This window comes from Priestia sp. YIM B13551 (genome assembly GCF_042787905.1).
Lineage (GTDB): Bacteria > Bacillota > Bacilli > Bacillales > Bacillaceae_H > Priestia.
Map to the genome: position 1 here is coordinate 534,490 of NZ_JBHZOX010000001.1, position 18,381 is coordinate 552,870.

At 36.3% G+C, this 18,381-nt stretch carries 18 protein-coding genes and 2 pseudogenes; 4 read left to right on the forward strand and 16 right to left on the reverse strand.

All coding sequences use genetic code 11. The annotated features are described in order from the left end of the window. Positions 1-242: 242 nt before the first annotated feature. The 3 genes from ACFX4N_RS02785 to ACFX4N_RS02795 form a co-directional block, all read right to left on the reverse strand. Positions 243-1,703, reverse strand: coding sequence for an aminoacyl-histidine dipeptidase (locus ACFX4N_RS02785; RefSeq protein ID WP_057273172.1), 1,461 nt, complete (start codon positions 1,701-1,703; stop codon positions 243-245). A 194-nt stretch (positions 1,704-1,897) separates the two neighbouring features. Further along, entirely contained in the window at positions 1,898-2,674 is a 777-nt protein-coding gene (locus ACFX4N_RS02790; protein ID WP_013057034.1) for a 3-hydroxybutyrate dehydrogenase, read from the reverse strand. Between the two features lie 19 nt (positions 2,675-2,693). Beyond that, positions 2,694-3,974: a GntP family permease gene (locus ACFX4N_RS02795; RefSeq protein ID WP_098546808.1), complete on the reverse strand. Its 1,281-nt coding sequence runs from the start codon at positions 3,972-3,974 to the stop codon at positions 2,694-2,696. 338 nt (positions 3,975-4,312) lie between these two features. Between ACFX4N_RS02795 and ACFX4N_RS02800 the strand changes: the two genes are divergently transcribed. Then, on the forward strand, positions 4,313-4,912 hold the full coding sequence (locus ACFX4N_RS02800) for a DedA family protein (protein WP_013057032.1): 600 nt from the start codon (positions 4,313-4,315) through the stop codon (positions 4,910-4,912). Between the two features lie 35 nt (positions 4,913-4,947). Here ACFX4N_RS02800 and ACFX4N_RS02805 read toward each other — a convergent pair. Next, positions 4,948-5,049: pseudogene (locus tag ACFX4N_RS02805) on the reverse strand (hypothetical protein); the annotation flags it as partial. Between the two features lie 124 nt (positions 5,050-5,173). Here ACFX4N_RS02805 and ACFX4N_RS02810 point away from each other — a divergent pair. The 3 genes from ACFX4N_RS02810 to ACFX4N_RS02820 all read left to right on the forward strand — a co-directional run bounded on the left by ACFX4N_RS02810 (position 5,174) and on the right by ACFX4N_RS02820 (position 7,230). Next, positions 5,174-5,944, forward strand: coding sequence for an SDR family NAD(P)-dependent oxidoreductase (locus ACFX4N_RS02810; protein WP_013057031.1), 771 nt, complete (start codon positions 5,174-5,176; stop codon positions 5,942-5,944). Positions 5,945-6,116: 172 nt separating this feature from the next. Further along, the gene (sspL, locus tag ACFX4N_RS02815) at positions 6,117-6,257 is read left to right on the forward strand and encodes a small, acid-soluble spore protein L (RefSeq protein ID WP_013057030.1); all 141 of its coding nucleotides are present in this window, start codon (positions 6,117-6,119) and stop codon (positions 6,255-6,257) included. Between the two features lie 301 nt (positions 6,258-6,558). After that, entirely contained in the window at positions 6,559-7,230 is a 672-nt protein-coding gene (locus ACFX4N_RS02820) for an NAD(P)H-dependent oxidoreductase (RefSeq protein ID WP_013057029.1), read from the forward strand. A 31-nt stretch (positions 7,231-7,261) separates the two neighbouring features. On the opposite strand, the gene ACFX4N_RS02825 is transcribed toward ACFX4N_RS02820, so the two are convergent. The 12 genes and pseudogenes from ACFX4N_RS02825 to fumC all read right to left on the reverse strand — a co-directional run bounded on the left by ACFX4N_RS02825 (position 7,262) and on the right by fumC (position 18,202). Next, positions 7,262-7,561, reverse strand: a complete 300-nt coding sequence (locus ACFX4N_RS02825; RefSeq protein WP_240530760.1) for a 3-isopropylmalate dehydratase — start codon at positions 7,559-7,561, stop codon at positions 7,262-7,264. A 116-nt stretch (positions 7,562-7,677) separates the two neighbouring features. Next, complete coding sequence (locus ACFX4N_RS02830; protein WP_013057027.1) at positions 7,678-7,887, reverse strand: spore germination protein; 210 nt, start codon at positions 7,885-7,887, stop codon at positions 7,678-7,680. A 164-nt stretch (positions 7,888-8,051) separates the two neighbouring features. Next, positions 8,052-8,720, reverse strand: coding sequence for a fructose-6-phosphate aldolase (fsa, locus tag ACFX4N_RS02835; protein ID WP_013057026.1), 669 nt, complete (start codon positions 8,718-8,720; stop codon positions 8,052-8,054). Positions 8,721-8,996: 276 nt separating this feature from the next. Beyond that, complete coding sequence (locus ACFX4N_RS02840) at positions 8,997-9,737, reverse strand: metallophosphoesterase family protein (protein ID WP_192100424.1); 741 nt, start codon at positions 9,735-9,737, stop codon at positions 8,997-8,999. A 307-nt stretch (positions 9,738-10,044) separates the two neighbouring features. Next, positions 10,045-11,643: pseudogene (locus ACFX4N_RS02845) on the reverse strand (M4 family metallopeptidase); the annotation flags it as partial. Between the two features lie 599 nt (positions 11,644-12,242). Beyond that, positions 12,243-12,374, reverse strand: coding sequence for a YjcZ family sporulation protein (locus ACFX4N_RS02850; RefSeq protein ID WP_057273167.1), 132 nt, complete (start codon positions 12,372-12,374; stop codon positions 12,243-12,245). A 260-nt stretch (positions 12,375-12,634) separates the two neighbouring features. Further along, complete coding sequence (locus ACFX4N_RS02855; RefSeq protein WP_013057022.1) at positions 12,635-12,847, reverse strand: hypothetical protein; 213 nt, start codon at positions 12,845-12,847, stop codon at positions 12,635-12,637. A gap of 89 nt (positions 12,848-12,936) precedes the next feature. Then, positions 12,937-15,024, reverse strand: coding sequence for a PAS domain S-box protein (locus ACFX4N_RS02860; RefSeq protein WP_192100425.1), 2,088 nt, complete (start codon positions 15,022-15,024; stop codon positions 12,937-12,939). A gap of 134 nt (positions 15,025-15,158) precedes the next feature. Further along, positions 15,159-15,425 (reverse strand): hypothetical protein, encoded by a 267-nt coding sequence (locus tag ACFX4N_RS02865; RefSeq protein ID WP_013057021.1) that lies wholly within the window; start codon positions 15,423-15,425, stop codon positions 15,159-15,161. Between the two features lie 61 nt (positions 15,426-15,486). Beyond that, positions 15,487-16,383 (reverse strand): GH25 family lysozyme, encoded by an 897-nt coding sequence (locus ACFX4N_RS02870; RefSeq protein ID WP_057273165.1) that lies wholly within the window; start codon positions 16,381-16,383, stop codon positions 15,487-15,489. Positions 16,384-16,409: 26 nt separating this feature from the next. Next, positions 16,410-16,649, reverse strand: a complete 240-nt coding sequence (locus ACFX4N_RS02875; protein ID WP_013057019.1) for a hypothetical protein — start codon at positions 16,647-16,649, stop codon at positions 16,410-16,412. A gap of 173 nt (positions 16,650-16,822) precedes the next feature. Then, entirely contained in the window at positions 16,823-18,202 is a 1,380-nt protein-coding gene (fumC, locus tag ACFX4N_RS02880) for a class II fumarate hydratase (protein ID WP_029321725.1), read from the reverse strand. Positions 18,203-18,381: the final 179 nt, after the last annotated feature.

The window sequence follows — 18,381 nt, forward strand, 5'->3', positions numbered from 1 at the left end:
ACATTCTCTCCCTACTAATTTATTAGTTGCAGAGCTTGTTTTGAATTCATTTGTCTATCGTTTTAGTAATTGTTTACCTCTTTTAGGCCCGTTTTAAAACCTTTATTTGTAAAACGCTTACATAAATGTTCTCATTTGCCTGACGTGTTGACGGAATTCTGATTATTATCCGATAAATGACGAATGAAAAAGAGCTCCTTTACAGAAGCTCTTTTTCAAAAATTATAGGGATGCTGATAACTTTATATCTTATTTGCTTCTTTTAATACTGCTAATAAGTATTCCCATGTCTTAATAGTAGACGGAATGCTCAGGTGTTCATCAGGTGTATGAACGTCGTACATATCGGGACCGAGCGAAATGGCGTCTAATCCAGGGATTTTGTCCAGGAAAATACCGCATTCAATTCCAGCATGGATGGCGATGATCTCCGCCTCTTCCCCATACTTTTCTTTGTAAACCTTTTTACATAATTCACGAATTTTTGAATCTCCATTGTACGCCCATTCAGGGTAATTACCTTTTGTTTCAACTCTTCCTCCGACTACTTGAGCAAGTATGTGCACTTGACTTACTATTTTTTCTTTTAAGCTTTTTACTGAGCTGCGGATTTCATTTTGAAAAACAATCTCAGACTCTGTCGTCGTAATCACACCTAAGTTGGTAGAAGATTCTACTAATTCTTCGATATTCATACTCATGCTTTGAACGCCGTTTGGTGTTAGCATAATGGCTTGTACAATTCGTTCTGTCGTTTCTTTTGTAAAACATTTCTCAACGGAAGAAGATTTGTTTATTTTCACATATACGCTCGGATCAGCCGCTTGTAATTCATTTTTTACTATTTCGTTCCACTCACGAATCTTATTTTCTAGCTTTCCTACCTCAGAAGGCTCAACTGATAGAATTGCTTCTGATTCACGGGGAATCGCATTTGATTTTAATCCTCCACTAATGCTGCTTAAAGAATAGGGAAGTTCTTGTTGTAAATCATATAAAACTCTCCCTAGCAGTTTATTAGCATTTCCTCTTTCTTTATCAATTTCCATTCCAGAATGTCCGCCGCGCAATCCACCGATGCTTAAGCTATATGTTTCTGAGTTATCGGAAGACGATTCCCAGTCTACGGGAATACGAAGCACGCCTTTTACCCCGCCTGCGCTGCTGACAAGCAGCTTTCCATCTTCTTCTGTATCAAGGTTAATAAAGATTTTCCCTTCAAAATGAGCTGGATTTACAGCAATGGCTCCGCCCATAGTTGTTTCTTCCTCAGTAGTAATGACTACTTCAAGAGAAGGGTGAGCTATATCATGAGCATCTAGTAAAGCCAGTGCATATGCAACGGCAATCCCGTTGTCAGCTCCTAGCGTAGTACCATTTGCATAAAGCATATCTTCCACAATTCGCAGTTGAAGCGGATCTTTTTCGAAATCATGCACAGTTCCTTTATTTAACTCGCATACCATGTCCATATGTCCTTGCAAAATGATGGCTGGAGCATGTTCATACCCTTTAGTTGCCGGCTTTTTAATAATTACATTTAAAGCCTCGTCTTGTATAACTTCAAGGCTTCTTTCTTTTGCAAAAGAAACTAAATAGTCACTAATTTTCTTTTCATTTCCAGATTCTCTAGGAATAGCTGAAATTTCGTTAAAAAAATAAAAAACCGGATGTTTAATTAATTCATTTACTGTTTGCACCATATGTATCATCCTTTCTAATCTGTAGGCTTTTTTATCATACTATTTATCTTTACAGGAGAAATAGTATAAGGCTTCTTTTATGTATCGCCTAGTTATATTTTAACGTTGATTAACTCGATAGAATAGATATAACATAAAAAAGCATAAAGGAGCTCATTAGACTCCTTTATGCTTTTAATGACTTATTCTATTTTTTATTGAGCTGTATATCCGCCGTCCATTACTACCGCTTGACCAGTTACACCTTTTGCTTTATCACTCGCTAAGAAAATAGCATAGTCAGCAATTTCGCTCACGTCTAGTAATCTTTTTTGAGGGACTAAAGGATAAATAACTTCTTCAAGCACGCTCTCTAATGGTACATTTCTTGTTTTAGCTAAACCATCTAACTGACCTCTCACTAGTGGTGTATCCACATAGCCAGGACAAAGTGCATTCACCGTAATACCGTGTGCTGCGCCTTCAAGAGCAGCTACTTTTGTTAGCCCAATTACACCGTGTTTAGCACTGTTATAAGCTGCTTTGCCCGCAAAACCGATTAAACCGTTGATAGAAGAAACGTTAATAATACGTCCGAACCCTTGTTTTTTCATAATCGGAAACGCGTGCTTAATCGCCATAAATGGAGCTGTTAGCATAATTTTGATCATTAACTCATATTTTTCAGTTGGAAACTCTTCGATTGGAGAAACATGCTGCAAGCCAGCGTTATTAATGAACGTATGAACCGCTCCGAAATGCGCGTTTGCTGTTTCAATTAAATGTTTGATTTCTTCTTCTTTTGTTACATCGGCTTTGACACCAAGCGCTTCAAATCCAGCTTCACGAAGATTTTGTGCTGCAGCTTCTACAGCAGCTTGATCAATGTCGGATAACACAATTTTTCCGCCGTTTTCTGCGAATCGTTTACCTATTTCAAACCCAATTCCTCTTGCTGCTCCTGTGATTACAATTACTTGATTTTCAACCATGTGTATTCTCCTCCTGTTTTTAAATAATACCGGCTGCCGCTAATGCGACTCCTGCAAATAAAGCGATTGTTGGAATGATAAATGCAACAACAAATACGTCTTTATAGGTTTCTTTATGCCGAAGACCAGTTACGGCTAACAGCGTTAACAACGCACCGTTATGCGGTAAAATAGATGCACCTGACGCAACGCTTGCAATACGGTGCAGAGCGTCAGCACTTAAATTCGTCGTTTGAGACAAGTGATACCACGTATCTCCTAATGCTTGAAGCGCAATACCCATACCGCCGGATGCTGAACCCGTGATCATCGCTAGCACTTGAACACTTAACGCTTCTGAAACGAGCGGATTACTCGAAACATTTAGCAACACATGCGTGACATCTTTAAAATCTGGAACTGCTGTAATAACCGAGCCAAAACCTACTGCTGCACTCGTATTAATAACAGCCATCACGGATCCTTTTGCTCCTTCATTTATAGAAGAAATAAACTTCTTATAATGTTTAAAATTAATAAGTAAAATAGAAAAAATACCAATTAATAACGAAACGATAGGCTCCCATTTTAAAACGTTTAATGCCACGACAACGACAATCAGCGGTAAAATAGCTAATATTACATTCATCGAGTCCTGCTCTTCACTCGCTGCGACTGATGATTCATTAGGCTCGGTAAACCCTTGATTTTTAGCTTTTAGTTTTTTATCGCGATAAGCTAACCATAAATATCCTCCCACCGCCATAATAAGACCTGAGACCATTCCAATAATCGAACCGGACATTGCATTGGTTTTAAATGTAGCAGTCGGGATCAGATTTTGAATTTGAGGCGTACCTGGAATCGCTGTCATTGTAAACGTAAATGCTCCGAGTGCAATGGTTGCTGGCAGTAAATTTCGCGATACGTTAGCTTCTCGAAATAGCGCGATTGCTAAAGGATAAATCGCAAAGACAACAACGAATAGACTCACTCCGCCGTATGTCAAAATAGCTGAAGCAATCAGCACCCCTAAAATGGCTCTTTTACTTCCAAATAATTTAGCAATACGCTGCGCCAACGATTTAGCTGCGCCTGTATCTTCCATTAGCTTTCCAAAGACGGCTCCTAATAAAAAGATGGGGAACCATTTTGCAGCGAAATCTACAAACCCTTCCATATACACATCTGTATAAGTAGGCAGTACTTTTAAACCGCTAAAATAAGCAACGAACGTAGCTACAACAGGCGCCACCCAGATAATAGACCATCCTAGATAAGCAAAAAACATCAACAATAACAATCCTACAATAATAACCACACGGTAACCTCCTTTCCTTTTTAATACATATACATAATGGATTATTTCACAACACCACAAGTTTACACCCGTTAGTTTTATAAGTAAAATGAATAAAAGGAATCAAAACCATGAATAAAAGTCGTAGTTTATTTAAAAATCCACACTCGATTATTTTCCCCCTATAATTTTACTCTGAGTAGAAGCTATAAAATACATTTCCTTCTTTTTTCCTTGTACACGCTAAGTTTTTTTCTTTCACATCCCGCTTTCTTCCTGTATTTTCTTTTCTTTTATAAGTTTTTCCGAACATATAGATGGGTATTTGAATGTTATGACACAGAAAAAGAGGCGATCTTATGCTACATTTCATAACAGACTTACTGAAACAATTTGGAATTTGGGGACTTTTAAGCGGACTGGCCATTGAGGCTTCCTCCCTGCCGTTTCCTGGTTCTCTTCTCACCCTTACCTACGGATACTTATTAAACATGCACATAGTGAAATTATTATTAATCGCTTTTGCAGGAAGCGCCGTTTATACAGCTTTTAGCTTTATACCTTATGGGATAGGCTATAAATTAGAGGATAAGGTAAAGAAAAAATTATCAAAGAAGAAAAAAGCATTTGAGAAATCACAAAAATGGTTTAAAAAATGCGGATTATGGAGTATTGCGATTGCTCGTCCTTTGGGGCTCGGCAACTACATTTCCTACCTTTCAGGGCTATCTAAAGTGAAACCTATGCCGTTTGCTCTGCTCACATTTCTTGGTATCTTTCCTTTAAATATTGCCATGCTTTGGTTAGGACAAATCGGAAACTTTAAGTCCATTCAATCTTTTATCTCAGATGCACAAACCTATATTTTAATTGCAGCGGTAGTGGCCGTATGCGGATTTTTAATTTATAAGTTCTATTTTAAAAAAAGCAGCTGCAGCGAACAGTCTAGTTCAATGTAAGAGTATAAAAAAAGACCCCTTGGGGTCTTTTTTTATCAAATAGAAATAACACCTAAAATTAATGCAGCTATTGTCATCACTGCCGTAGTTCCTAGCGCCCACTTAATTAAAAAGCGTTGCAAATCACTGAAGTTTAGCACCCAACTTCAAATGTTTACAAACAGACTTCTAAAGGGGAAAATAAATCGAATAAACGCTTGACTTAAAGTATACTTTAACAATTATAATCAATTCGAAAACATCGAAAATGGAGGAATCAACATGAAATATACAGTAATCACTGGCGCAAGTTCAGGAATTGGATATGAAACAGCTTTAGCTTTTGCAGCACGTGGAAAAAATCTTATATTGGCTGCACGTAGAGAGGACAAGCTAGAAGAGTTAAAAAGAAAAATTGAAGAACTGAACCAAGATGTAAATGTTATTGTCCAGTCGGTTGATTTATCCGTGGCAGAAAATGCTCATACGTTTTATGAGTCACTCAAAGAGTATGAATTAGAAACTTGGATTAACAATGCTGGATTCGGAAACTTTGCTTCTGTCGGTGAACAAAAATTAACTAAAATTGAAACAATGCTTCATTTAAATATCGAAGCCTTAACCATTCTTTCTTCTCTATTTGTAAGAGATTATGAAAACGTTGCAGGTACCCAGCTTATTAATGTCTCTTCTGGAGGCGGCTACACCATTGTTGCTGATGCAGTCACTTATTGCGCAACAAAATTCTACGTAAGTGCATTTACAGAAGGTCTTTCTCAAGAATTAAAAGGGAGAGGAGCAAAAATGCAGGCTAAAGTTCTAGCTCCGGCGGCTACTGAAACAGAATTTGCACAGCGTTCGATGGATATGAGTGATTTTGAATACGAAGGACGAGTACCTAAGTTTCATACGTCAAAAGAAATGGCTGCTTTTATGCTGGATCTTTATGATAGCAATAAAACGGTAGGACTTGTAGATGGAGTGACTTACAAATTTCAATTAAAAGATCCTATCTATCCATACGCAGACAGAGCGACAAGCTCAGATTCTTAAACAAAAAACACCCTTCCAAGGGTGTTTTTTTATGGCCGTTTAAATGAGTAACTATCTTGTTTATGTAATGAAGATGCTTAAAGATAATCTTTTCCTATTTATCTTTCCACGCTTTACTTCTTGATTTTTGTTTCACTTTTTTGCACATACTAACCGAACGGAGGTGACGAAAATGGGTACAAAAAAATCTGCTAACCGCGGTCAAGTAGCTCCTGGTGTTAACCCTCAAGGACACGGAAAAGATGTTGAATTTTCAACAGAACCGAAAAGTGAACTTGAAAACAAAGCGAAAAAATCAAATACCAAAATTTAATTAAAAAGGAGAAGAGTACTCTTCTCCTTTTTCTCCCTCTTAACTATTTTTTCAAAAACAAACTCCCCAGATCGTTTCCTCCTTTCTGCTTCTTATAAAATTGGATCAACAGTATAAAAAAGTATACTATACAACAAAAATGTGCGTACTTGTTAGAATGATTTATATAATTTATGATAAATCTGCAAACGGATTTTATGACAAATTGTATGTTAACTGGCTGTTAATTGTAAGCTATACAGGGTATAGATTACTCTGAACAGTTCATGACTAAATATTTTTACAGAAAGGTTGTTTACACATGAACAATACAGATAAAAAACAAGAAATTTTAGACGCATTTAACTTTCGTCATGCTACAAAAGAGTTTGATCCAACGAAGAAAATTTCCGATGAAGATTTCCAATTCATTTTAGAAACAGGGCGCTTATCTCCAAGCTCAGTAGGTTATGAGCCGTGGAAGTTTTTAGTCGTTGAAAATAAAGATTTAAAAGAAAAATTAAAAGCTGTTTCTTGGGGAGCACAAGGTCAAATTCCTACAGCAAGTCATTTTGTTATTATTCTTTCTCGCACAGACGCAAGATATGACTCTGAATATGTATTGGATCTTCAGAAAAACGTAAAAGAAATGCCCGATGATGTATTAGAGACATTAATGCCTCGTTATAAAGATTTCCAAGAAAATGATTTTCACTTGTTCGAAAGCAAGCGAGCGCTGTTTGATTGGGCTAGCAAACAATCTTATATTGCACTAGCTAATATGATGACATCAGCTGCTCAAATTGGTATTGATTCTTGTCCGATTGAAGGATTTAACTATGACCAAGTACATGAAATTCTAAAAGAAGAAGGATTACTAGAAGACGGTAAGTTTGATATTTCCGTTATGGTTGCGTTCGGCTACCGAATTCATGAACCTAAACGTGGAAAAACGAGAAGAAGTATGGATCAAGTTGTACAGTGGATAAAATAGTAACAAAAAAAAAGAAGGGCTGACAGCAATGTCACCCCTTCTTTTTTATATCTTTATATGCTGCTATAAAGGCAGCAGGATCGGTGTGTATGGTATAAGCGAACATCCCTTGATTTGTATGTAAGTATAAAAAGCCGCTTTCTTTTGAAACGCATTTGTAAGAGATGTCAAATATGCTGTTAATGTGAAAGCAATCATTCTCTGTTTGAATATTATCAGTATATAAGCACATGTCTTTTGAATGCTGAATCGTCACCTTTTGTGTTCGTTTTATTTTTCTTTCAACGTATGTATAAGGAATAATAGAAATAATGCTCATAGCACCGCTCAAACCCCTCCCTCATGAATGTTTTTCTTTTAAAAGCCAAAACAACTTGTTAACAAAACTCTATCACTTACCAAAAAACAATTCCAGAAATACTCTTTCTGGAATTGTTTTCAAGATTGTTACTCTTTATTTTCTTCACCTTTACAAAAGTCGATATTACTGTTTGTCATAGAGGCAATAGCAGGAGAGCCGTTTCCAAACGAAAAACAAGCTCCTACCGATTTTGTATTTGCCGTGTGACTATTTTGTACAACACAGCCTACGCTTACATTCGAATTGTCTTTTAACCCGTTAGTCACGATATTCTCAATGTTAATAATACAGCCCATTTTAACACCTCTTTCGTTTCTATTAACGTATGTCATCTCTGCATATATGTATAGGATGTTCGCCTATTAATGATAAGTTGTTTGCTGCAAAATAGAAAAAAAGAATCTTCGTATACCCTTTAAGCAGAGAAGACACTAAAATGATGTCTTCTCCTTAAGTGAATTTAACTTTTTACAGCTTTTTCCCAGTCTGATGCAAATTTTTCAATTCCTTGTTCTGTTAACGGGTGTTTTACTAATTGTTCAATTACGGCATACGGAATTGTAGCAATATGAGCCCCAGCAAGAGCTACTCGCGTGACGTGATCTGGGTGTCTGACTGACGCTGCTATAATTTGTGAGTCAATGTGCTGAATTCGAAATAGCTCTGCAATTCGAGATACCAGATAAACACCGTCTTCTGAAATATCGTCTAAGCGTCCTAAAAATGGCGATACGTATGTGGCACCGGCACGCGCTGCTAGAAGCGCTTGATTCACTGTAAAAATTAACGTTACGTTTGTTTTTACGCCTTTTTTAGCTAGATAACGGGTTGCTTCCAATCCAGCAATGGTCATAGGAAGTTTAATCGTTATATTTTTGTCTCCTCCATTAATTTTTATAAGCTCTTCTGCTTGAGCAATCATGTCATCTGCTGTTACTGTGTCGGGCGTGACTTCTGCTGAAACGGATTCTACTTCCGGGACGGTTTTTAAAATTTCTTCGATGCGATCTTCAAACTTTACGCCTTCTTTAGCTACTAGGGAAGGGTTTGTGGTAACACCTGATAATACCCCAATTTTATAAGCTTTTTTAATATCTTCCAGGTTAGCTGTATCAATAAAAAATTTCATCATGTATTCCTCCACTCGTTATGTTAAAAACAGCTTTTCAGGGGCGTTTTTGCATGATTTTATGTTCAAATGGAATTGCCCTCTTCATATTGTCTTCATAAAATAAAATTTATTTCCTTTCAAATGCTGTATGTTTTTCTCCAAGTTTTCCCTCCCTTAAATTCATCGGAATAACTTTTATTTGCATGTATCATACTAATGATGTTGAAAAACCCCTCATATACCCCACTAAAAAACCTTCAGCATTTATGCTGAAGGTTGAGATACATTCTATTCTTAATTTTTTAGTCCTCTATAGCGAGCTGTTTTTAATTCTTGAACGTAGGGTTCAAAATCCGGCATCTCTACAGATCTCGCCAATTCTATTGCTTTTTCAATATCGTATGGAATACGCACAAATTGAATAGAAAATGCTGAAGGGCTTTCGTCTTGATCGTTTCCTTCTAAGATAAGATAGGAAGCTTGCGGTAAATCAAGCGGGTTTCCTACACTTCCTACATTACATAGCGTTTTCCCTTTAATATGTTGAATAAATGCATTATGTACATCTCCGTAACAGATAACATCCGGCTCTCTTGATCCTTTTATATTTTCCGTATATTCCGTATTAGCAAATAGACTAAGGCGCTTTTCAAGTGAATCCCAGGGTTGAATTCGATCATAAAGACTTCTAGGTGAAGCGTGAAACATTCTAATTAATTTTCCGCTCATCATAAACTCAACGGAAAAAGGAAGTTCCTTTAAGTATGCCTCTTGGGTTGAACTTAACTTCTTTTGATGCCATTTTAACGCTTCAAATTCCACAGGCTTTGTAATAAAGTCATCCCAGTTTCCCATTACTGTTACTTCGCACTTTTCTTTTATGATATCAATCGTTTTACTTGAATCCGGTCCTTTTCCTACTAAATCACCTAGACAAATGATGCGATGGATATCTCGTTGTTGTATGTCAGCTAAAACTGCTTCTAATGCAGGAAGATTTCCGTGGATATCTGAAATAACAGCAATTTTGTCCATTGATTCCTCCACTCCTTTTTCATATGTATGTATTCAATTCTTTTCTTTATTATAACATTTTATAATAAGACCGTTTACTAAAACGGGTCCTCTTCATTTAACAAACAATGGTATAATCCGAACGGACATAAAAGGGAGGAATAAGAAGTGGATTTTTATAGATCAAGAAGAAATCTGTCTTCCTTATTTATTAACATAAAATAAAGGAGTACTGTAATATATTTATACGAGTACTCCTTTATTGGTAGTAAGGTAATATAGGAAGTCGTAAGATACCTCATTTATCTTGCGACTTTTGGTTTATAACTTATTGAACACCAACTGCGTCAAATGACTTGCCTACTGAAATTACTTCTTGAGAGCCTGAACCGTATAAATCAGCAGCAGCTTGTACTAAACCTGCACGCGCTTGGCTAAACGTTGTAGACTGAGTGAAGTATAGCGTATTGGCACGGTAATAAATTTTTCCTAGCTTATCGCCGCCGATGCCTGTTACAGTAACCCCGTAATGCGTTCCTCCGTTAGCTAGCAAGTAGGCAGCTTTGTTGATAATACCGCTGTTTGTATGAACTCCGCCGTTGTCACTAGAACCTGTATAGCGCTTTGAATAATGATCCGGATCTCCATATTTTGCTGGGTTGCTCATTGAACGAAGGGCATCACCGCTTGTTCCAGGCGTATAAATATCTTCTCCAATTTCCCAATCTGGATTGCGGTTGTCATAGTATTCTACCAATGTTCCGAAAATATCGGAAATTGCTTCGTTTAATGCACCTGATTCATATTGATAGATTAAATTAGAACTTCTTTCTGTGACCGCATGCGTCAATTCATGTCCGATAACGTCTAATCCTCCTGATAACGGAACAAAAGTATATCCATCTCCATCTCCATATACCATTTGAGAGCCATTCCAAAACGCATTATTGTAGCCGCTGCTATAATGAACAGTCGATTTTAGCGGAGCTCCTGCATTGTCATAGGAGTTGCGGTTAAATTTGTTTTTATAATAATCATATGTCACACCTGCATAATAGTGAGCATCTACTGCAGCTGCATCGCGGGTTGCATTGTACGTATTATCGGTATCTGCCCATAGAGTACCCGGAAGAGATGTACGATTTTTTGCATCGTACGTATAGATTGTGGCGCCTCTTGTATTATCTTGTAAGTAGTAAGTAGAACTAGATAACGTTGTCTTTAAGGATTTAGTATCTCCAAGCACTCCTTTACCTGAGCCAATAGCATTTGTGCCTGTTACAGGTTTCGCTGCCGGCTTTGCCGCTTGCTTCACGTCGGCTTTTGGACCAGCTACGGAATCAATCGTATTGTACTTATCTAGCACTTTACCGTTAATAGCATCAACAAAGTAATAATAGTTGCCTGGTTCAGGGCTTAAGAAATTTAAATTTACTACATAAGCATACGTTGTGTCTGAACCATTTTGATAAACATACAGTTCAGATGAAGGGGATTTTTCATACGTCGGTTTAAAGCCTAAATCTTTTTCAGCTGCTTGAATCGCCTTTTTGCTGTCAACTTGCTTCTGTCCTTTTAGCTTTTCCTTTTTATCTAAATCAGGAGCTACTGTACCTGATACAACTTTTAAGGTTCCATCTTTCGCTACGTGTGCTAATTGAGTAGATCCCCATACAGGAATATTATTGTATACCTGCTGCAAGCGTACAACGGTTGCTTGTTCAACGGGATCTTTCACTACTTCTGTTACTTTAAACGAGTTTTGGGCATTTTCGTTTCCTAATTTATATTTGTCTTTATTTTTATTCATATAGTGAAATACGACGTCTTGAGCTTTCTGTGATGATGGGCCTGAGAGCTTCCCAGAAATAAACTCAGGAGATTTAATTTCTTTGTTGTACTTTTCAGTTGAAAGTACATTATTTGGCGCGGCACTGCTCGTATGTGCAAAAGCAAATGATGAAGAAAGAATACCAACTGATAATAATACCTTTAAAGCCTGTTTTTTCTTTTTCATAGTTTTTTTCTCCCTATCCCTAGTAAATTTAATTACCGCAATTTTTCTGTTAATTGTGATAATTAGCAACATTATAGCAACTAAAAATTACTACGTCTATATATTATTTCAATATTCCTATTATTATGAAAATTAAAAATAAATCTTTACAATAAGTCTTTTTTACCTATTTAAACTATATGAAAATCATTTATGTTGATTTTCATACAAGTGAAATAATTCTTCTGGGCAGGTGATAAAAACTAGTAGCCTAGTTAGTGCTATTGGCTCTTACTATCAACTCTCTGAAGCATTTTACAAAAATTACTTATAAGGAAAATTATAAATTCTAGCTCATTTTTAAGACTTAAATCTACTGTTCCTATTCATTTTTTATTTTTTTAATCTATTAATTAAATTTTTTATATGTTTTTTATGTATGTTCACGACATTATTTCATTATAGTACTAAGATTTTACCCATATAAAAAAGCACGAATCTACTAAATTCTTTGCAGATTCGTGCTTTTTTTATTTGAAACATGTACAACCAACGATAACTAATAAAACAAATAGTACAACGATTAATGCAAAACCGCCACCGTAATTACCGTAGCCGCCGTAGCCATAACCACCGCCGTAACCCCAGTTACAAAATCCCATTTGACTTCACCTCCGTAGCCTGTTTACTCTATAGCATATGTACAGGCTAGGAAAAATGCTAGCCCATTTATCGCCCTTTTATTACGATAAAAAAGAGATTGAGACATAACGAAATTACTCCAATCAACCGCCAGAAACAACCAGCTAAATTAAACCCATGTTCACCATAAAAATAAAAAAATCCGAACGATGAATCGTTCGGATCTTCCTTCAACTAAAATACTTTTGTCCCAGCCTCTTTTAAGATAACAAATATTAACTTATTTACTTTTAGAAGCTTGTTCTTTAAAGCGAAGTATGTAATACGGAACAATACAGATAACCGCCAAAATGAGAGCCGTTAAACTGACTATGCGGGGATTATTAAGCCCAAAAGAATAGTCTCCAAAAGATGCTCCAATCGCAATAATAGCAAAAATAATATACAGAATACGAAATATGTTAATCCACTTTTTCTGTTTAATCGTAACCACTCCTTTGCTTATTTTACTTCAACATAGAATATTATAACTTTACTAAACAACTTGTTGCAAAATTTCTTCTTCCTTTAACTGATTACCTTTTAATCTAACGGTAAACAAATTTCCACACTCGTCCCTTTGTTTACTTCACTTTCAATACTAAGAGTTCCTTTATGCTGTTGGATCATATTAAAGCAGATCATTAATCCTAACCCGATTCCGTCTTCTTTAATACTGTAAAATGGTTCACCTAAATGTTTGATGCGTTCTTTTGAAATTCCTACACCTTCATCAATAATTTGAATATGAATATGATTGTTGTCCTTTTTTCTCAGCTCAACTTTAATTTCTCCTCCGGAAGGCATTGCTTCAATCGCATTCTTAAGAATGTTTATAAACACCTGTTTCATTTGATTGCTTTCACAATATACAAAAGGCATTTCTCCATATGAGTTAAGTTCAATAAAGATGTTTTTCATGGTTGCTTGAGGCTGCAGCAATAAAATCACTTGTTGAATTAACAGCTGCAAATCAATCGACTGAAATGTTACGGCCTGTGGTTTTGCCACAGACATGAATTCATCTGTAATCATTTCAATACGCTCAATTTCAGAGGATATAATGTTCATATAGGTTAACTCTTCTTTACTCGCTTTTTCAGTTAATAACTGCATAAACCCTTTGATGGCCGTTAAAGGATTTCTAATTTCATGAGCAATAGCTGTAGCAAGCTGCCCGACCGCTGCTAATTTCTCAGATTTCTGCAGCAGCTCTTCTGTTTTTAAGTACTCTGTCCTGTCTCTTGAAACAATAAGAAGCACTTTTTTGTTTTCTATATTGAACAACTTCCCACTATATTCTAGTTTTTTTATTTCGCCAGACTTAAATGTAAACTGTGATTGCAGCGTAAAAGAAAGATTTCCGTTACGAATTTCTTCGACTGTTTTTTGAACGATGTCAGAATCTCTAGGTATAATACCGTGACAAGGCATGGATAAAAGCTCTTCTCTCGTATATCCAAAGCGTTTACATCCAGCTTCGTTTACTTCAACAAAACGGGCAGGGAAATGATCCGAACCTATTTCAAGTAAATAAATCGCGTCGTTTGCATATTCAAATAACGTGCGGTACTTTAACTCACTTTCCTTAAGCTTACGATGCAGCAAATCAAGCTCTTGTTTAGCTTTTTTAGCTTCAGATATATCCACACATACTCCAGACAAACCTACCAACTCATCTTTCCCATTAAAAATTGGAGAAATGGTGATGCGAAGGTCTACCAAACTTCCATCTTTACGAGCTCTGACAACTTCTACTCGATTGATTGCCTCTTTTTCAGCAACAGTCTTTTTTATATTCTCATGTACATCCTTACTAAAAGCTCCTGCTATATCGTAATATTTTTTCCCAATGACTTCATGGGATTTCCATCCATATACTTTTTCATAGGCCTCATTAACTCGCAAGATTTGCCCTTCTAAATCAGTTATAATAACCGCATCCATGTGATGATTAATAAAAGACTCCAACTGTTCTTTCGTATATTCTGGTTCTTTTTTCATTATTCTGACAAAAAAAGAATCTTCTTCATCCTTACATGAATCTGATCCAGCATAAGCAGCTTCTTCTGCTACAGCGTAAAATTTACGATAAAATTCTATCGTCGCTACGGCTACTCCCAGTCCGAGAATTCCGAACACTAAATATTCTATTTCGCTATAAAACGGCGACTGAATAGGTGTATTCCAGAAGTAATTTGTCAGTAAGACATGAACGATAAAATGAAGAAAGAAACAAAGAAGAGATTGTTTTAATAAAGAAAACTGCTTTTTATATCGAATAAGAGGAAGGGAAAACAAAAAGGTAAAAATTAAAATTAAGATAGTCAGTAACCAATGACTTTCTAAATAGATACTGCACACAGCCATAGTGATACCTGCAACTGCACCGGCTCTATAACCAAAGTATAGAACGGTCAAAATAAGAGGAAGAAAACGTAAATCATATGTAATCTGTTGATACGTAACGCTATACACCATAAGAATAGCAGAAACAATACTTGCATAAATACCACTCATCCATTTGTATTTATGGGCTAGACGCTGTAACAAAAATATTCGTATCGCAATCATAATACTGACAAAAAACGAAAAAATACATAAGTTAACAAAAAATCCGCTACTAACCACTCCTTCTATTCCTCCTTTACTTGTAAATATGCGTAAAATAATTCCCTTATATAGAGAGTGTAACATGAATAAGCGCTGCTATTTATAAAATTAATAAAAAAACTAGTCTCGCCCGAGGCAAGACTAGTTTTTTATTATCTATGTTGGTCTTGATACATAGGTCCTTCTGAAATCATATTGCTTTCAGAAACGTACGTAGGATCTGAATGAGCATCTTTATTCAAGGTAGCATTTACCTGCTGTTTTTTAGATAAACTTGAAAGTTTTACTTTGGCACTTCGAACAAGTCCTTTTACTTTTCGTCGTTTCGCAGCATCGCTTAATATATAAGACGTAATGCCGACTCCTACCGTTGATAATGTAATACCTGATATCAATGCTTTTTGTTTTCGTTTTCTCATAATAGCTCCTTCCTTGTACCTTTTTGAATCTTACAGTGACTTTTCCCTATCAGGTAATCTCTTAAACCAGATTATTCAGATTATTCACTTCTTTAACAAGACGCGGCAGTGTGTCCGCTCCTGCTATCCCATCTAAAAAAAGGCCATACCGATTCTGGAATTTTTTCACTGCAGCGATTAATTCATCTCCATAGAAACCGTCTGCTCCAAACTTCGGAAGAGAAAAACCTAGCGCAAGTAAGTTTTGCTGAATTTGTTTGACTCCTAACCCTCTATCACCTTTGGAATACACAAAGGGTCCTTTTGTATTATTCGTCATAGAGAGATTTGTTGTGACTTCTTTAAAAAATGAGTAGTCCATTTCATTTATATCCACATTTGTAGAAATTCCTTTTACTCTGCCAGAATCCGTATACTGAAACATTGCCCATCGCTGCCACTGACTTAGCTTACCAGGGTGCTGCATACCGCCTTGTCTGTTGGCTGCACTATATCTTGCTACCCACAAAGGATACTTACTTATTTCGTTTGTAAAAAAAGTTTTAGCAAAATGATAGTTCGTATATACGATAGGCTTAATCCCTGTTGTTTTGTGAACATGCCCGAGCCAGCTTACGGCAAAGCGAGAAACAAATTCTTTGGATTTTTTCTTATCTTCTTCTAGATCCAAACATGGCGGAAGGTCTAGTTTCATTTGTCCAAGCTGAGCAATAAAAAAAGCAGCTTCTTTCTCCGGGCTATTTGTACAGTGAGCATAATGATAAAACCCTACTCTCAAGCCCGCATTTTTAGCACCTATATAATTTTCATAGGATCTAGGGTCTACAAAAGTTCCACCTTCTGTTAACTTTATATACACCCCTTTTACTGAGGTGTTTTTTATTTCTTTCCAATTAATGATTCCTTGATGATGAGAAACGTCGAGAATAATAGGATTATTTGAATGTCGCCTTTGCATAGTTTTCACCTCTTTTGCTAGCTTCCTTATGTATACGACGAATCTCTCAAAACCCCTGTTTTTTCCGGATCCTGATATTCTTTTATAACGATGTGTAAAACGTTGCTCATTTGAATCGCTAAATAAGCTTCGTGCTTTTTGTCATAATAACGATACCATCCTTGTGTATGAATAATAGATTCCTCAAGCTCTTTTACATTTTCTGATTCAACCAATGTACTGATTGATTTTTCATTTCCAAAATAAAACTTCACTTCGTACGTCACTTGAATCCCTCCTTTATAAAAATGTAAATACCCTAATCGTATGTATTTGAATCTAGTACAAGGTAGTGTAAAATTTCTTTTAATCCGCAGTTTCTTTTTGTGTGTTTATTTAGAACAATGTTTATTTTATTAAAATAAGAAACCAAGCATTCTGAGCTGCTTGGTTTCTTGTTTTATTTTGATGGATGAATCATATTAGCAGGATTTACCCATTGCTCAAATTGTTCTTCAGTCAGAAGGCCTGTTTTGACCGCTGCTTCTTTTAATGTCGTTCCTTCTTTATGAGCCAGCTTGGCGATTTTAGCCGCATTTTCATAACCTATGTGCGGATTTAACGCTGTTACAAGCATAAGAGAATTTTCTAGATTATGCTGAATCTTTTCTTTGTTGGGTTCAATTCCTACTGCGCATTTATCGTTAAAAGCCTGCATGGAATCTGTCAGCAATCTGACTGATTGTAAAAAATTATAAATAATAACTGGCTTAAATACATTTAATTCAAAGTTTCCTTGACTAGCCGCAATGCCAATCGTCACGTCATTCCCAAGCACTTGTGCAGAAACCATTGTTAGAGCTTCACTTTGAGTTGGATTTACTTTTCCAGGCATAATAGAACTTCCTGGTTCGTTAGCAGGAATCGTAATTTCGCCTAGTCCGCTCCGAGGACCGCTTGCCAGCCAGCGTACGTCATTGGCGATTTTCATTAAGTCAGCTGCTAAGGCTTTGAGTGCACCGTGGGCATAAACCACTTGATCGTGACTTGTTAATGCATGAAATTTATTAGGTGCTGAGATAAATGTTTTTCCAAGCGTGCTGCTGATTTCTTTCGCTACTTCATCGCCGAAGTCGGGATGTGCATTTATCCCCGTCCCAACAGCTGTACCGCCAATAGCTAGCTCCTTCATATACTCTACGCTTTGTTTAATCATTTCTTCATTCTTTTCGAGCATATGATGCCATCCGCTAATTTCTTGTCCTAGTGTTAGCGGTGTAGCATCTTGTAAATGGGTTCTGCCTATTTTAATAATATCTTTAAACTGCTCTTGCTTCGCAGCGAACGTTTCTTTTAATGTTTTTAGAGCAGGCAATAATTGATCTTCGACTTCTAGTACAGCTGCAATATGAAGAGCTGTAGGAAAAGTATCGTTAGAGCTTTGTGACATATTGACATCATCATTTGGATGAAGCGTTTCGTCGCCATTTATTAGCTGGTTTCCCCGGTGGGAAATCACTTCATTTACATTCATGTTTGATTGCGTTCCGCTTCCTGTCTGCCATACCACTAAAGGAAAATGTTCATTCCATTTCCCTTCAATAATTTCGTTAGCAGCTTGTACGATGGCTTCCGATTTCCCTGCTGATAGTTTGCCTAGTTTATGATTACTAATAGCTGCACTTTTCTTCAAAACCGCAAAAGCACGTATTACTTCAATCGGCATTTTTTCAATCCCTATTGGAAAATTTTCTTTACTTCTTTGCGTTTGCGCTCCCCATAGTTTATCTTCTGCCACTTTGATTTCTCCAATTGAATCTCTTTCGATACGATAGCTCATAGTTAGAACTCCTTTTCAATATTTTCTTTACCTATTAGTATTGATTATATGGATGAATTTCATGACATAATAACAATTATTCACTGTTGAAAATTCCCTTTATTTTATTTTTTAAACGGTATTAAATACTTTGATTATTTAGCTCATAGTTTATTTTGATTTCCTAACATAAAAAAAGA

What these genes read in the sequence shown, in the direction of transcription:
- ACFX4N_RS02785 (WP_057273172.1), bottom strand. Translation starts at nt 1,703, where the DNA reads ATGGTGCAAACAGTAAATGAATTAATTAAACATCCGGTTTTTTATTTT.
- ACFX4N_RS02790 (WP_013057034.1), bottom strand. Translation starts at nt 2,674, where the DNA reads ATGGTTGAAAATCAAGTAATTGTAATCACAGGAGCAGCAAGAGGAATT.
- ACFX4N_RS02800 (WP_013057032.1), top strand. Translation starts at nt 4,313, where the DNA reads ATGCTACATTTCATAACAGACTTACTGAAACAATTTGGAATTTGGGGA.
- ACFX4N_RS02810 (WP_013057031.1), top strand. Translation starts at nt 5,174, where the DNA reads ATGAAATATACAGTAATCACTGGCGCAAGTTCAGGAATTGGATATGAA.
- sspL (WP_013057030.1), top strand. Translation starts at nt 6,117, where the DNA reads ATGGGTACAAAAAAATCTGCTAACCGCGGTCAAGTAGCTCCTGGTGTT.
- ACFX4N_RS02820 (WP_013057029.1), top strand. Translation starts at nt 6,559, where the DNA reads ATGAACAATACAGATAAAAAACAAGAAATTTTAGACGCATTTAACTTT.
- ACFX4N_RS02830 (WP_013057027.1), bottom strand. Translation starts at nt 7,887, where the DNA reads ATGGGCTGTATTATTAACATTGAGAATATCGTGACTAACGGGTTAAAA.
- fsa (WP_013057026.1), bottom strand. Translation starts at nt 8,720, where the DNA reads ATGAAATTTTTTATTGATACAGCTAACCTGGAAGATATTAAAAAAGCT.
- ACFX4N_RS02840 (WP_192100424.1), bottom strand. Translation starts at nt 9,737, where the DNA reads ATGGACAAAATTGCTGTTATTTCAGATATCCACGGAAATCTTCCTGCA.
- ACFX4N_RS02850 (WP_057273167.1), bottom strand. Translation starts at nt 12,374, where the DNA reads ATGGGATTTTGTAACTGGGGTTACGGCGGTGGTTATGGCTACGGCGGC.
- ACFX4N_RS02865 (WP_013057021.1), bottom strand. Translation starts at nt 15,425, where the DNA reads ATGAGAAAACGAAAACAAAAAGCATTGATATCAGGTATTACATTATCA.
- ACFX4N_RS02870 (WP_057273165.1), bottom strand. Translation starts at nt 16,383, where the DNA reads ATGCAAAGGCGACATTCAAATAATCCTATTATTCTCGACGTTTCTCAT.
- fumC (WP_029321725.1), bottom strand. Translation starts at nt 18,202, where the DNA reads ATGAGCTATCGTATCGAAAGAGATTCAATTGGAGAAATCAAAGTGGCA.